General features: G+C 62.5%; 10 protein-coding genes. 1 reads left to right on the forward strand and 9 read right to left on the reverse strand.

Annotation, left to right across the window (positions count from 1 at the left end; genetic code table 11):
- Nucleotides 1-111 precede the first annotated feature (111 nt).
- The 9 genes from ACHAC9_RS22720 to ACHAC9_RS22760 form a co-directional block, all read right to left on the reverse strand.
- Nucleotides 112-1,212, reverse strand: coding sequence for a glycosyltransferase family 4 protein (locus ACHAC9_RS22720; protein WP_435763767.1), 1,101 nt, complete (start codon nucleotides 1,210-1,212; stop codon nucleotides 112-114).
- Nucleotides 1,139-2,389: a hypothetical protein gene (locus ACHAC9_RS22725; RefSeq protein ID WP_435763769.1), complete on the reverse strand. Its 1,251-nt coding sequence runs from the start codon at nucleotides 2,387-2,389 to the stop codon at nucleotides 1,139-1,141. The genes ACHAC9_RS22720 and ACHAC9_RS22725 overlap by 74 nt, the downstream gene beginning before the upstream one ends.
- Nucleotides 2,386-3,636: a lipopolysaccharide biosynthesis protein gene (locus tag ACHAC9_RS22730; protein WP_435763771.1), complete on the reverse strand. Its 1,251-nt coding sequence runs from the start codon at nucleotides 3,634-3,636 to the stop codon at nucleotides 2,386-2,388. The genes ACHAC9_RS22725 and ACHAC9_RS22730 overlap by 4 nt, the downstream gene beginning before the upstream one ends.
- Nucleotides 3,633-4,760 carry a DegT/DnrJ/EryC1/StrS family aminotransferase gene (locus tag ACHAC9_RS22735; protein WP_435763773.1) on the reverse strand — a complete coding sequence of 376 codons (1,128 nt, stop codon included), beginning with the start codon at nucleotides 4,758-4,760 and terminating at the stop codon, nucleotides 3,633-3,635. Before ACHAC9_RS22735 ends, ACHAC9_RS22730 begins: the two co-directional genes overlap by 4 nt.
- Nucleotides 4,761-4,768: 8 nt before the next feature.
- Nucleotides 4,769-5,407: an acyltransferase gene (locus tag ACHAC9_RS22740; RefSeq protein ID WP_435763775.1), complete on the reverse strand. Its 639-nt coding sequence runs from the start codon at nucleotides 5,405-5,407 to the stop codon at nucleotides 4,769-4,771.
- A gap of 1 nt (nucleotide 5,408) precedes the next feature.
- Entirely contained in the window at nucleotides 5,409-6,470 is a 1,062-nt protein-coding gene (locus ACHAC9_RS22745; RefSeq protein WP_435763777.1) for a Gfo/Idh/MocA family protein, read from the reverse strand.
- Nucleotides 6,471-6,490: 20 nt separating this feature from the next.
- Nucleotides 6,491-7,819: a nucleotide sugar dehydrogenase gene (locus tag ACHAC9_RS22750; protein WP_435763779.1), complete on the reverse strand. Its 1,329-nt coding sequence runs from the start codon at nucleotides 7,817-7,819 to the stop codon at nucleotides 6,491-6,493.
- Nucleotides 7,820-7,870: 51 nt separating this feature from the next.
- Nucleotides 7,871-9,700 carry a polysaccharide biosynthesis protein gene (locus ACHAC9_RS22755; protein ID WP_435763781.1) on the reverse strand — a complete coding sequence of 610 codons (1,830 nt, stop codon included), beginning with the start codon at nucleotides 9,698-9,700 and terminating at the stop codon, nucleotides 7,871-7,873.
- Between the two features lie 650 nt (nucleotides 9,701-10,350).
- The gene (locus ACHAC9_RS22760; protein WP_435763783.1) at nucleotides 10,351-11,325 is read right to left on the reverse strand and encodes an N-acetylmuramoyl-L-alanine amidase-like domain-containing protein; all 975 of its coding nucleotides are present in this window, start codon (nucleotides 11,323-11,325) and stop codon (nucleotides 10,351-10,353) included.
- Between the two features lie 232 nt (nucleotides 11,326-11,557).
- On the opposite strand from ACHAC9_RS22760, the gene ACHAC9_RS22765 reads away from it, so the two are divergent.
- On the forward strand, nucleotides 11,558-14,521 hold the full coding sequence (locus tag ACHAC9_RS22765) for a TonB-dependent receptor (protein ID WP_435763785.1): 2,964 nt from the start codon (nucleotides 11,558-11,560) through the stop codon (nucleotides 14,519-14,521).
- The last annotated feature ends 126 nt before the right edge of the window (nucleotides 14,522-14,647 follow it).

Below are 14,647 nucleotides of genomic sequence, written 5' to 3' on the forward strand. Positions count from 1 at the left end.
AATAAAAGCGCGATCAAACGCCAAAATTTCACCTGCCGGATTCCGTCGCGCGGCACTGAGACCTTGAGGCGGCGCCTACCAAGTCATGTACTTGGAGGGGTTGAGAAACCGTTAAACGCTTTCATAGAACGTGATCAGCTTTTTCGACTCGCGCAACCAGTTGTATTGTTGCTCCACCGCACGTCGGCCGTTTTCGCCCATGCGCGCCGCCAGTGCGGGATGCAAGACCAGGTAATCGATGGCTGCAGCGATCGCGGCCGGGTCGCCGGGATCAACGCAGACGCCGCAACCGTGGCGTTCGATAATGTTGCGCCACAGGGGAAAGCGCGAAGCGATCACGGGAATTCCCGCCGCCATGTACTCGAACATCTTGACGGGCAGGGCGTCGAGATAGTTGGCCACTGGATGCAGCGTTACCAGTCCGGCGACGGCACGGCGCATGACGCCGCTGACGCCGGCCCGGTCGAGGTGGCCATGGCGCACGATGCGCTCCCACCCAGGGTAGCCGCGCACCTCGGATTCGAGCGCGGGCTCGGCGAACTGGCCGGCCAGGGCCAGGCTGGCGTTCGAGCGCAGCAGGGCGGAGGCGTGGACCAGTTCGCGAATGCCCCGGATGGCGGAGATACTGCCGACGTAGCAGACTTCGTTTCCTTTCTCGCTCCAGTTCGGCTCGCCATCGAATTCACTGATCACCGGGTAATTGTTGATGTCGATCGAACGCGCATTGATGTGGGCGAATTTATTGCGGATGGTCGGTGTCGCCGCGATGACGCCATCGAAACGGCGGCAGGCGAAACGCTCGTAGGCCCCGAAGGAATTCGACAACAGGCGTGCCGAAGCCTTGTCGAGGTAAGGCTTGGCCAGCAGTTGGGTCGGCACGTCTTCATGCGAATCGAAGACGACCTTGCGTCCCATGCGCTTGAGCCTTAGCCCGACCGGGATCAGTTCCGGGTCGTGCAGCTGGTAGAGCTCGGCGTCGGCCGCCACCGCAGCCTCGAATACCCGGCGTGTCGTGCGCAGCATGCGATTGACCCGGCCCGGCAGGCGGCCGACGTCGACGATATGTACGCCGTCGTGCTGTGCCGGTCCGGCGCCATCGGCGACCACCAGCGTCACGTCGAAACCGTGCGCTGCCAGGCTACAGCATTGCTTGACGAATATCCGAGTGTCGTGGCGCGGATGGGCCGAGGTCAGGTGTGCGATTTTTCGCATATTTCCTCTCATAAAAATATCGGGAGCTAGCTCCGAGCGTGGCGCCGATCAGCATGTCGGTGAAGTAGTGCGACGTCAGCAGTAGTAGTACGGTGGCGCACGCCATCGAGAAGCCCAGCAGGAAGATCCCGCAGTGCCGGGGTGCGAAGTATTCGCGGATGAACATCGGGACGATCGGCACGAAGGTGACCAGGCACAGATAGGCCATCCCGAAGAAGCCGAGGTCGACCCAGGCGGACAGCACGTTGTGCGAGTAATACCCCGGCTTGTAGCTGGCGTAGTCGCCCAACAAAGGGTGCGCCAGGATGGTCTGGACCGCATGCACGGTCAGGTGATAGCGCTTGTTGGCCGAGGTCGATTGCGACAGGTCGAGCAGTTCGAGGATGCGGTTGGCCGGCAGCGCCGCCAGGATGCGGTCGAAGTAAAGGTGAATGACGAAGAACAGAATGAGTCCGCACAGCAGGAAGTGCAGTTTGTGCCGAGAATAATAGAACTCGATGATTGGAATAACGAACATCAGCGTGGCAAACTCGCTGCGCGCGGTATTCAGGAACAGTGTAGCCGCTCCCAGTGCGTGCAGCACCAGCCGTAGCGGCAGCGAACGGGTAAAGGCAATGACGGTCAGGAAAGTGATCAGGTAGGAGCGGGCGAAGCCCTGGTAGGTAGCCAGTGCGTCGACGTCCTTGGCGATCCCCGTCGCGCCCAGGTAGAACACGCCGTCGACCGAGAACGAAACCGCGATCGTGCTCATCCCGAGCAGGCTGAGCAGGCCGACGATGCGAAAGCGCCGGCTGTCGAAGTCGAGGAAGCTAGCGATCACGAACAGGTTGAAAATGAACAGGATGCCGAGCATGTGGTTGCCGACGATCGTGCGATTTGCGCCGGCCGCGGCGTTGACCGCGATGACTGCAACGAAGTACAACAGGAACAAGCCCAAGTGCAAGTCGACAGCGTGGAAGCGGCGCGCGTCGCGTCGCATGCGGTTCAGGTAGATGAGCCCGAGCGGCGCGGCGAAGAGCAAGGAGACCGGCGCGAAATAGCCGCCCAGGAAGGCACCGGTGGTACCCGTGCCGAGCAGCGTGTGATAAAAGAAAAAGCCTGGGAACAGCATGAAAAATGCAGCAAGCAGGATGCGCTGCTCGCGTCGCATTGCCCTGAGTGAGCGGGCGGGCGTCATGCGGCCGCCAATCGGTTCTGGGAACACTGCCAGGACATGTGCAGGTAGACCAGGTACAGCATCGAATAACCGATCGCAAACCAGAGCAGGTTCTGGTGCAGGGTGCCTGGCAGCAGGAACGCTGTGACGGTCACGGCGCACAGGGTCAGCTGCCACCACAAGTCGACATTTTGTTTGCCGGTCACGAAAAACACATAGCTGAGCGGGCTGGCAACGAAATTGAGGAAGTACAGCGGCGCAAGGATCTGTGCCAGCTCGCCGGCATCGCGCCAGGCCGGGCCGAAGACCCAGGCGAACAGGCTCGGGGAGTAGAACAGGAGCACCAGCGATGGTGCCAGGCCGAGAAGCATCAGCACCTTGAAAGTGTAGCGATAGGCTTGCTTGCAGTGGCCGTGCGTTTCGAATTCGTGCACCGACTGGCGCTTGAACACTTCCAGTACAGAAGCGGCCAGCAGCGAGATCGGGGCAGCCAATACGCGCTGGGTGAGGGCGTACAGTCCCGCTGCGAGCGCCCCATGGTGCATGCCGATCAGGAACAGGGGCAACTGGCCGACCATGTTATTCAGGAGATTCGAGGGCAGGGCATAACGCCAGAACTTGCGGTGACGCACGAGGTAGGCACGCGCCTCGGCGCCGAGAATGAATCCGATGCGTGCCGCTGGCGGGTGCAGCAGCCGACGCGCAGCGATCAGGCCGATGCCCAGGCCAATCAACTGGCCTGCCAGCAGGCCCTCTGCACCAATGCCCGCAGCAAGCAATAGAAGTTGCGCCACTGCGATCGTGCCGGCCCCCACGACCTTGGCGCGCGCGGCCTTGCCGAAGGCGTTGTGGGACGTAGCATAGGCCAGCGTCGTCTGCATGTTGGCGGTCAGCCAGGTGCCGACGCCGACGGTCAGCAGTGCGGGCCAGGACAGCTGCCTAATAGCGGGCATATCGACCAGGTGCGCCAGTGTCACGAGCGCAGTGACGAGGACGGCGGTGATGGTGGCGGTGTATAGGACGAGACCGAAACAGGTGCGTTGCTGTTCAGTCTCGTGGTCGAGGATCATTGCCGTTTCCATACGCAAGGTAGCGCCGATCGCTGCGACTGCGACGATGGCCAGCCAGAGGCTGAATGCACCCATTTCAGCGGGTGTGCACATGCGCGTGATCAGCGGCGCTGCCAGTAGCGGCAACGCCTGGGCGCCGAGGGCGCCGCCCAGCACGGTGATCACGTGCTTCCAGAAAGTCGGCAATCGCAGGTTCATACCGGTTCGTCGGCGAAATCGGTGGCCGGGACGGGAACCCGTAGCGCCCGCAGCAGGGACTGGGCGACCTGGTGCGCCTCGGTGTCTTCGAGGTAGGGTCCCATCGGCAGGCTCAGCACGCGGGCAGCCATGTTGCTCGCCACCGGGCAGGCGTCTGCGCTGCTCAGGTGGGCATAGGCCGGCTGCAGGTGCATTGGCACCGGGTAGTGGATGGCAGTCGGGATGCCGGCCGCATGCAGTTCCGCCTGGACACGCTCACGCTCCTCGACCACCACCGTGTACTGGGCGTAGACGTTGGTACGGTCCCGCGCCTGCCCGACCAGCTGCACGCGCCCGGAGAGCACGGCTTCATAGCTGTCGGCGGCGCGCTGGCGCTGGGCCAGCTCCCAGTCGAAGCGCTCGAGCTTGGCCAGGACGACGGCGCACTGCAGCGTGTCCATGCGCCCGCCCACGCCGACACGGGTATGCACGTAGCGGCGCGACTGGCCGTGCACGCGGATCTCGCGCGCTGCCGCCGCCAGTGCATCGTCGCTCGTGAACAGGGCGCCGCCGTCGCCATAGCAGCCGAGCGGCTTGCTGGGAAAGAAACTCGTGCAGCCGACCGTGGACAGGTTGCAGCTCTTGCGGCCATGGTAGGTGGCGCCGAAGCTCTGGGCCGCGTCTTCGATCACGGTTAGTCCATGCCGCGTGGCGATCGCATTGATTTCGTCCATGTCGGCCGGCTGGCCGTACAGCGACACCGGCATGATAGCGCGCGTGCGCGGGGTGATCGCTTCTTCGATCAGGCCAGGAGCGATGTTGCAGGTGGCGGGGTCGATGTCGACGAACACAGGCACCGCGCCTAGCAGGACGATGACTTCAGCGGTGGCGATGAAGGAGAATGGCGTCGTGATCACTTCGTCGCCAGGGCGCACCCCGAGCGCCATGAGCGAGATCAGGAGCGCTTCGGTACCGGAGGCCACCGTGATGCAGTGGCGGGCGCCGGTATAGGCGGCCAGCCGGGCTTCGAGTTCAGCTACTTCCGGTCCAAGGATGTACTGGCCGTGCTCGAGCACGGCCGCGATGCGTGCGTTGATCTGTTCGCGCGAGGCCTGGTACTGTGATTTCAGGTCGATGAATTCCATGGTGTCCGCTATAAAGGTTGAGCTGCAGGAACGAGCATGCAAACGCCGTCCTGCAAAAGATAAAGGTCGCCCGTATGCGGGCACAGGACCTCGCCATTGCCTTTCATCCGCAGTGGAAGGCGCTCGCCGAAGCGGCTCATCCAGCCGATCTGGCGCGCCGGCACGCCCGCCATCAGGGCGAATGCCGGCACGTCGCGCGTAACCACCGCCCCGGCGCCGATGAAGGCGTACTCGCCGACCGTCACACCGCAGACGATGGTGGCGTTGGCGCCGATGGTGGCGCCGCGCCGCACCAGCGTGCGCCGGTATTCGTTCTTGCGTTGCACCGCGGCGCGCGGATTGTGGACGTTGGTGAAGACCATGCTGGGGCCGCAAAAGACGTCGTCTTCGAGTGTGACAGCGTCGTAGACGGACACGTTGTTCTGGATCTTGACGTTGTCACCGATTTGCACGTCGTTGCCGACAAAGACGTTCTGGCCCAGCGAACAGCCGGCGCCGATGCGTGCGGCCCCGCAGACGTGGGCGAAGTGCCAGACCCGTGTGCCCGGTCCCAGCGTGGCGCCAGCGTCGACGATGGCGCTTGGATGCACCGGGCCGCGCTCGGCCGGGTCGCGCTCGACCGGTGAATCGATTGGATGCCGGTTCATCTCAGTACTCCAGTGGCAGGGCAACGCGCTTGCCGTCGCGCGCAGACATGTACGCGGCAACCAGCACCTCGAGCGATTTCAAACCTTCGCGCCCGTCCGTCTCGGGTTCGGCTTCGCCGCGCAGGACCTTGATCACGTTGTCGTAGTAGAGCGGGTGGCCGAAACCGTAAACCGAGGTGGTTTCGTAGCTGGCGTCGCGCACCCGGGCGTCGTCCGGGTCGGGTTGGGCGAATTCCCATTGCTGCACTTCATTAACGGCCACGCCACCGATGCGCACCGTGCCATGCTCGCCCAGGATCGTGATCGAGCCTTCCATGTTGCGCGGATAGGTGAGCATGGTGACGTTCATCGAACCGAGCGCGCCATTGCGCCAGCGCAAGCTGATAACGCCGGTATCCTCGACCTCGATGTTGCGCGCGAGCGTCGCCGTGTAGGCCTGCAGGCTTTCGACCGGACCGACGATCCAATCGATCAGGTCGACATAATGGCTGGCCTGGTTCATGAAGGCGCCGCCGTCGTATTCCCAGGTGCCGCGCCATTTGGCGCTGTTGTAGTACTCGTCGGGACGGGTCCAGAACACGTTCAGGTTGACCATGTAGATGCGGCCGAAGCGTTTTTTGTCTACCGCGCTCTTGAGTAACTGCAGCGTGGCGTTGCGGCGGTTCTGCTTGACAACGAACAGGCGCACGCCGGCGGCATCGGCGGCAGCGACCATGCGCTTGCCGTCTTCCCAGCGCGTGGCCATCGGTTTTTCGGTGATGATATGGCGCTTGGAATGGGCAATCTGGACAGTCTGCTCCGGATGCAGGCCGGAGGGCGTGGTGACGATGAAGGCATCGGCATCGCAGCGTGCCAGCATCTGATCGAGGGTTGCATAGGCCTCGGCGCCGGTCTTGCCGGCCGCTTCGGCCAATGCACGCGGATCGATATCGCAGACGCCGACCAGTTCACATCGGTCGCGGTGCTGGCGGATGGCGTTGAAGTGGTTGTTGGCGATGCGGCCGCAGCCCACCAGGGCGAAGCGGATCTTGCGGTCGACGATGACGGGGGAATAGTTGCGCATGATCTTCTCCAGTGGACGGCTCAGGCCTTGACGACGTTCGGCAGGCGTTCGAGGTACACGCCACGGGTATCGACAATCAGGGTGGCGTAGCGGCGGATCATGTCGTAGTCGAAGGCGCTGTGGCTCGTCGCCAGCAGGACCAGGTCGTAGGACGCGAGCGCATCGGGCGTCAGCGTCACGCTCGAGAGCTCGAAGCGGTGCTCGCGCATGCGCGGGAAGATGGGCACGTGCGGGTCGGAGTACTCGACATGGGCGCCTTTGTCGCGCAGGATCTCCATCAGTTCGACCGATGGCGACTCGCGCATGTCTTCGACATCCTTCTTGTAGGCGATACCCAGCACCAGCACGCGGCTGCCCATCACCGAGCGTCCACGCTGGTTCAGTGCATCGGTCACCTTGCCGATCACCCAGTGCGGCATGTCGCTGTTGATTTCGCCTGCCAGTTCGATGAAGCGTGTATGGACGCCGTACTGACGCGCCTTCCAGGTCAGGTAGAAGGGGTCGATCGGGATGCAGTGCCCGCCCAGCCCCGGACCCGGATAATAAGGCGTGAAACCGAAGGGCTTGGTGGCCGCGGCGCGGATCACCTCATGGATATCGATTTCCATCTTGTCGGCGATGATCTTCATTTCGTTGACGAGACCGATGTTCACCGCGCGGTGGATATTCTCGAGCAGCTTGGTCAGTTCCGCAGCCCGAGTCGAGCTGACCGGCACGACGCAGTCGATGGCGGCGCTGTACAGGGCGACCCCCGCTTCGAGGCAGGCGGCGGTGCTGCCGCCGCACACCTTGGGAATGGTGCGCGTCTCAAAATGCGGATTACCCGGATCTTCGCGTTCGGGCGAGAAGACGAGGAAGATATCGCGCCCCACGGCCAGGCCGCGCGACTCCAGTCGCGGACGCAGTTCTTCCTCGGTTGTGCCGGGATAGGTGGTGCTTTCAAGCGAGACCAGCTGGCCCGGGCGCACGAAGGGCAGCAGCGCATCGGTTGTGTCGAGGACAAACGAGAGGTCTGGCTCGCGGTAGGCATTGAGCGGCGTCGGCACGCAGATGATCAGCACGTCGGGTTCGCCAGCGCGTGTGAAGTCGCCCGTCGCCTCGAAACCGGCGGCGCGTGCGGACGCGATCGCGTCGGCGGGGATGTGCTTGATATAGCTTGCGCCGCGATTGAGTTTTTCGACCTTGGCCGTGTCGATGTCGATCCCCAGCACCCGGAAGCCGACCGCCGCGTAGCGTAAGGTCAGGGGCAGGCCGACGTAGCCGAGTCCGATGATGCCGATGACCGCCGTGCGGTCGCGCAGTTTGGCTGTGAGTTGCTGCAGGTGGGCCGATTGTTGTTCGTCGCGCATGTGTTCCTCGCCAACATTGAGTGGTGGGTGGGTGAAGGGGGAATGCCGCCGCTAGATACGGAAGGGCACGAATTTATGGATGAGGCTGAGCCGCGCCTTGCCGGCTTCGAGTTCGGGTTCGGGCGCTGGCGCCGGGGAGGCGACAGGCAGCTGGGGCGTGTATTCGCTGACGATGGCCTTGACCATAGATTCGATCATGCCCCGCTCGTGCGTCTCGCAAGCCATCATCAGGCAGGTGATGCAGGTCTCCAGCACGCTCGGACGCAGGGCGTTCTCCTTCATGCGCATGATGCGCGGATGCTCGCTCGGGAACACCGTGCCGTCGGTCAGCAGCTCCTCATGCAGCTTTTCGCCTGCGAACAACCCGACGAATTTCACTTCGATATCGCCATCCGGGTTCTGCGGCGTTTTTTCGGTCAGGCCCGACATGGCGAGCAGGGTGCGCGCCAGTTCGACGATGCGGACCGGTTCACCCATGTCGAGCACGAATACGTCGCCGCCCTTGGCCATGGCACCGGCCTGGATCACGAGCTGCGCCGCTTCCGGAATCAGCATGAAGTAACGCGATACTTCAGGATGGGTGATGGTCAGCGGGCCGCCACGCGCGATCTGGCGCTGGAACAAGGGGATCACCGAGCCGGACGAGCCGAGCACGTTGCCGAAGCGAACCATGCAGAAGGTTGTCTGCCCACCGTGCTTGGCGGCTGCCGCCTGGAAGATCAGCTCTGCAATACGCTTGCTGGCGCCCATGATATTGGTCGGGCGCACCGCCTTGTCGCTCGAAATCAGCACGCAGGTCTCGACATGATGGCTGGCGCAGGCCGCTGCGATGACCTGGGCGCCGAGCACGTTGTTGCGCAGGCCTTCGACGATGTTCGATTCGACCAGCGGAACATGCTTGTAGGCGGCCGCATGGTAGACCGTGTCGACATGGCTGTCGCCCAGGATGCGTTCGACCAGGTCGGCATTGCAGACCGAGCCAAGGTGGGCATCAATGCGCAGGTCGGGAAAACGCGTGCTCAGTTCCTGTCGAATGGTGTACAGCGCAAACTCGGAGTGGTCGAGCAGGTGCAGCCGGCCTGGGGCCAGGGTCACGATCTGGCGGCACAGTTCGCTGCCGATGGAGCCGCCGGCACCCGTGACCAGCACGGTCTTGCCGCGTACGCAGCGGGCGAAAAGGTCGAGCCGGGGCGGCACCGGTGGCCGGCCGAGCAGGTCTTCGAACTTCAGTTCGCGGATCGAGTCACGTGGGCGCACCCGGTCGTCGGCCAGGTCGACCAGCCGGCTGAGGATCTTGGTCGTGACGCCGGCACCGGCCAGGCGCTGCATGATGTCGCGCAGGCGTTCGGCGGGCATGCCGGGCACGGCGATGACGACAGTGCGGATATTGTGGGCGGCGACCAGGTCGGCCAGGCGATCGGTATGGAATACCCGCAATCCGGCAATGGTGCGGTCGTTCAGCGCACGCTTGTCGTCGAAGAAGCACACCGGACGGAATTCGTCGCTACTGCGCATGGTTTGCGCAAGGCGTGCGCCTGCCTCGCTGGCGCCATAAATGGCGACCGCGTCCGACGCTGGACGGCGCGTGCTGTGATTGCGCAGGAAATTGCGCATGCCGATGCGCGAGGTGACGACATACGAAAAGACGATGAACCAGTAAATCGCGAGTGCGCTGCGCGGGAACATGGCATCGTTAATCGCAAACAGCACGACATAAGCACACAGGATTGCAATGCCGAGTGCCATGCCGGTGGCGCTCAATAACCGTCCGTCGATAAAGCGAATAACGGCGCGGTATAAGTCGGACATCGAAAATGCTGCAATCGTGACCAGCGCCACAATGACATAGGATGCGAGTCCGTAGTGGGCGGCGAGTTTCATATCGCCGCCGCGCAATAACATCGCGATGAGAAAACAAAGTGGCAATGCAACCAGGTCGATGCAGACCATGAGCGCTATTTTGGTAGTCCGATGCAGCGATACCATTCCGGCGCAAAACTGGCTTAATACTCGGGTGGATAAAGTTGGCATGGTGCGCGTTACTCGGTCGGGTGGGTTGCAATGGCAGCGGTAAAAGGCAAATGCGCGGCTAAAAAGAAAGCCAAATATATTAAGAAAGATGCCCTCGGAAATAATAATTAGACAAATAGAATCAGGGTGACGCTTAGACTTACTGTTGCTGAGTAAGTTTATTATCTGCCTCAGTCAGATTGCTGAGTTTGACCCCGCTCAACCGACAATTCCGAATTAAAACGAAATGCTCTGTTTATTTAATTACAGAAATGTAATTAGGAAATAAATGACATCGCGAGATGCAATAGATTTCCGTTGAGAATATAAAAAGGTGGAAATTGTGTATTGATAGCGGGCAGGCGCGCAGCGAATGCGACGACCGCGTTTCAGGGAGGAGGGGTGGCAGGAACGGGGAGTCGAGGAACGAGGGGGCGCCCGGACATCGCTGCAAGAGGGGGCAGCCGGGGTAGAGAAGGAGAACCGGGCGCGCACCGCTGGCGCGCGCCGGCAAAACGGTATCAGGTACCGGGACGGGGCTGCGGCGCCATCGGCGGCACCACGATGTTGTCGTTCAGGCGCAGGAACTTGAAACCGGCCAGGCGCTGGCCGTTCTTGCCCGCACGGGCATTGCGCGCCTCGCGCTCAAGGGCACGGGCGATAAAGGAGTCGAAGGTTTCTTCGCGCACCTTCGGTTCCTGCGAATGCAGGAAGTGGCGCTCGCCATTCGGGCCGAGCACCACGAGGCCGACGTGCGAAGCCCAGTGTTCGCCGTCGCGGGTCGAGATCACGTTGACGAAGTCGCCTTCCTGCAGCTGGCTGGCGATCGCCGTCACCTGTTCTTTTGGTACATAGCTTTGGCGGCTGGTCTCGACCGGGATGTTGCGCTCGGTCCCGTGGCGCGTCTTGAGAAAGCGTGCGCGGTCGACCCGCATGGCGTAGCTGGGTCCATGTGCGCCGGCCAGGGCGGCGCTGACGTCGGTCAGCAGCCAGCGATTGGCGACGTTCCAGTCCATCTCGGTGTAGTGGTTGCGCGTGGCCACGCCGATCACGCCGTCGCGGTAGCGAATGCGCTGCAGCATCCAGAAGAACTCTTCCCATGAACGCGACAGGGCCATCGCATAGGTGTGTTCCGCGAACACGACGCAATCGCTCTGCTGCAGGCTGAACATCGGCAAGTCGTCGTGCACTTCGAACGGGAACTCGCCCAACAGGTTCAGCAGGTAAGGCTGGCCCAGGTTCTTGCGACCGATCGCGGCGATGCGCTTACGCAAGTCCGGCTCGGCCGCGTGCGCCCACGCCACGTAGCGTCCGGCTTCGACCGGTGTCATCTGGTAGATGGGCTTTTGCAGCACGGTCTCGATCGCGACCGGAACGAGAGCCGCCGGCGCAGGCGTGGCCGGGGCGGGCGGCGCGGGCCTGGGCGCAGGCGGCAGGGAGGACTGGCTGGCGCAGCCGGTAACAAAGGCGGCGAACAGCAGGGGGGCGAGGCGCATGGAAGGGTCTCCGTGTTGTGTTCGCAACACGCTAACGCGGCAGCACGCCGTTTGACAATGAAAATTTGTCGCCCATCCATAAGCTCGGTGTTGTAGAACTCAAACATTCCTTCAAGTTATGGCTGAGGGATGACAAGTAATTTTTCAGTTATTTGCTTATAGCTAATACTATCGATATGGCAGCGACCGTCTGCCGCCGCATCACACCATACCTATATATCCAGGAGAGAGAATGTTCAAACAGAAGCCGCTGGCAGCTGCCGTTTCGATGGCGCTGTGGAGCTTGAGCGCCTTGCCGGCCATGGCGCAGACGACAGCCGCGGAAGCCCCGATGCAGACCGTCGAGGTCACCGGCATCCGCGCCTCGATGGCCAAGTCGCTCAACGTCAAGAAGAACGCGACCGCCAACGTCGAGGTCATCACGGCGGAAGACGTGGGCAAGATGCCGGACAAGAACTTGGCCGACTCGCTCCAGCGCCTGTCGGGTGTGGCGGTGCGGACCGATTACGACGAAGCGGAAAAAGTGTCGATGCGCGGTACCAACGCCGACATGACCCTGATCATTTTCAATGGCCACACCGTCTCCGGCGGCGACTGGTACGTTTCCGACCAGCTCTCAAGCAGCCGTTCGACCAGCCTGTCGCTGATGCCGTCGAGTGTGTTGAACCAGGCGCTGGTCTACAAGACCTCGCAGGCCAACCTGGTCGATGGCGGCCTGGCCGGCACCATCAACGTGACCACGCGCAAACCGCTGGCGCAGAAGGAGCGCTTCGGGGGCCTTATCAGCGGCGGCGTTAACTATGCTCAATTGCCGGGCAAGACGGCGCCGGACTTGAACGCCACCTTCAACTGGAAGAACGAGGCCGGCACGCTGGGCTTCATCGTGCAGGGCTTCGCCGAAAAGCGCTACGTACGCCGCGATTCCGCCTCGCGCTTTGCCTACTCGGGCGGCAGCGGCTGGGACGTGATCAATACCTCGACGATGCTGGGCGTCACCGACGCTTCGCTGGCCGGCACCGGCTACACGGCGGCCGACCTGAACGGCGTGCGCATCCCGGGATCGATGAGCACGGAATTCGTGGAAAGCGTGCGCGACCGCAAGGGCGGCATGTTCTCGGTCCAGTTCAAGCCGAACAACGACCTCGACATGACGATGACCGGTTTCCATTCGGGCATGAAAGCGAATAACTTCGGTCGCCTGAACGCCGGCGCCATGTTCAGCATGCTGCGCGGCTTCGGCGGCGTGCAGGGCTTGACAACGCCGACTTCGTCGAATGGTCAGCGTGTCTATGCGCAGATCAAGAACCCGGTGATCGTCAACGAAACGACGCTGTATGGCGACCAGTTGCGCGTGCTGAAAAGCGCCGACATCATGTATGCCCCAGGTACCACGCCGCAATATATCGGCGAGACCGAAGGCGCCTACCGCGACGGCGCCGAGTCGAGCAGCGCCTTCCTCGATTTCGATGCCAAGTACAAGGTCAACCAGGACCTGACCGTCAAGACCTTGTTCTCGACCACCAAGGGCGTCGGCAAGACCGGCCTCGACCAGGGCCTGACGTATACCCGTTACGGCACCGGCGTGTCGTATGCGCTGGGCAGCCTGCGCGACGCCCCGTTTGTCCAGTACTTCGGCACCGGTCCGAACGTGCCCGGCCTGAACGCCGACGGCAGCGGCTATGTGCTGTCCGGGCGTGCTGCCTCGGGCGTGAAGACGACCGACAAGGAAAACAGCCTGCAGTTCGATGCCGACTACCGTCTCGACAAAGGCGTGTTTCAATCGCTCGAGACCGGCGTTCGCTATGCGGACCACCGCCGCGAGAGCGCGCGTCGCTTCCCGCAACTGAAAAGCGCAGCCCTGTCGGCCAACGCGCCGACCGGCCCCGGCAGCTATATTCCTTACCCGTCGGACTTCGGCTCCGGGCTGGACGGCCCTGCAGGTTGGGACAACACCAGCTGGACGCTGACGCCGGAAGCAATGAAGGCCTACTTCGCCGCCAACGGCAAGGAGACCTCGCCTGACTGGGAGCGCCGCGCCGCCACCGAACTCGACCTGCGCGAACGCCAGAGCTCGGCCTACGTCATGGCCAACCTGGAAGCGGACCGCTGGTCCGGCAATGTCGGCGTGCGCTTTGTCCGCACCCGCGTCAACGCACAAGTCCCGATCCCGTTGCCGACTGGCGCCTGCGCACGTTCGGCCCCGAACCAGCCGGCCATCCCATGCCCGGCGTTCCCGACGGCGCTGACCACGGTCGGCGAAGGCGTGCAGTTCTACGACAATGTCCCGTTCGACCCACGGGCGGGCATCGTCTACTACAAGAAGCCGACCGATCAGACTTTCGACGACGTGTTGCCGAGCCTGAACCTGCGCTACGAGCTCGATAAGGACATGATCGCCCGCTTCGGCGCCAGCAAGACCCTGGGACGTCAGAACTATAATTTGCTGGGCGCCGGGTATGCCGGTGCAACCTGCATCGCCAGCGGCTGCACCGTCAACGGCCCGAATCCGAATCTGGGGCCGATGACGGCAAAAAATATCGACGCCTCGTGGGCCTGGTATTTCGCGCCCCGTTCGATGGTGGGCGTGAACGTGTTCTATTCGAAGATCGATGGCTATCCGAAGACCGGTTCGAGCGGTGGCGACAGCGTCGAACTGGTCGATCCGCGCGACAGCATCCTCAAGACCTTTGCCGTCAACACCTCCACCCAGCAGGGTGCGCGCATTGCCGGCATCGAGCTGTCGTACGAGCAGCCGTTCGGCAGCACGCCGTTCGGCTTCACCTCGAACGTGAGCCGTGCCAAGACCAAGGTCGACGATGGCCGTCCGATGACCGGCGCATCCGAGTACGCGGCCAACCTAGGTACCTACTTCGAGAACGACCGCGTCTCGGCGCGCCTGGTGGCGAACTACCGCAGCGAGTATGTGAATACGACCACGGCGCCGACCCCGAACTCGACGAACAACAAGTCGCCCGTGGCCGGCATCCTGATGTTCGCCGCGCCGACGATCGCAGCTCCCGTGACGACACTGGCCTTCAACGCCAGCTACAACATCTCGCCGAACCTGATCGTCTCGTTCGACGCGACCAACCTGACCAATGTCAAGCGCGCCTACTATCGCTACAGCGAAGAAGAGCAGCAGAAACTGGACGTCAGCGGCCGCCAGTTCTACCTGAACCTGAAGTACAAGTTCTGATAGAAGGCAGCCGGCGGAAAAACGAAAAGGGAAGCTCCGTGAACTGAACCCCAAAAGTTGGACACCAACTTTTGGGGTTTTTTCATGGCCAAGTACAGCGAGCAATTCAAGCTTGCAGTGGTTAAA

It is taken from the genome of Massilia sp. CMS3.1, from assembly GCF_051262535.1.
Lineage (GTDB): Bacteria > Pseudomonadota > Gammaproteobacteria > Burkholderiales > Burkholderiaceae_D > Telluria.

Coding starts and splice junctions, on each gene's coding strand:
- ACHAC9_RS22750 (WP_435763779.1), bottom strand. CDS start 7,819: ATGCGCGACGAACAACAATCGGCCCACCTGCAGCAACTCACAGCCAAA.
- ACHAC9_RS22760 (WP_435763783.1), bottom strand. CDS start 11,325: ATGCGCCTCGCCCCCCTGCTGTTCGCCGCCTTTGTTACCGGCTGCGCC.
- ACHAC9_RS22740 (WP_435763775.1), bottom strand. CDS start 5,407: ATGAACCGGCATCCAATCGATTCACCGGTCGAGCGCGACCCGGCCGAG.
- ACHAC9_RS22735 (WP_435763773.1), bottom strand. CDS start 4,760: ATGGAATTCATCGACCTGAAATCACAGTACCAGGCCTCGCGCGAACAG.
- ACHAC9_RS22730 (WP_435763771.1), bottom strand. CDS start 3,636: ATGAACCTGCGATTGCCGACTTTCTGGAAGCACGTGATCACCGTGCTG.
- ACHAC9_RS22745 (WP_435763777.1), bottom strand. CDS start 6,470: ATGCGCAACTATTCCCCCGTCATCGTCGACCGCAAGATCCGCTTCGCC.
- ACHAC9_RS22765 (WP_435763785.1), top strand. CDS start 11,558: ATGTTCAAACAGAAGCCGCTGGCAGCTGCCGTTTCGATGGCGCTGTGG.
- ACHAC9_RS22720 (WP_435763767.1), bottom strand. CDS start 1,212: ATGCGAAAAATCGCACACCTGACCTCGGCCCATCCGCGCCACGACACT.
- ACHAC9_RS22725 (WP_435763769.1), bottom strand. CDS start 2,389: ATGACGCCCGCCCGCTCACTCAGGGCAATGCGACGCGAGCAGCGCATC.
- ACHAC9_RS22755 (WP_435763781.1), bottom strand. CDS start 9,700: ATGAAACTCGCCGCCCACTACGGACTCGCATCCTATGTCATTGTGGCG.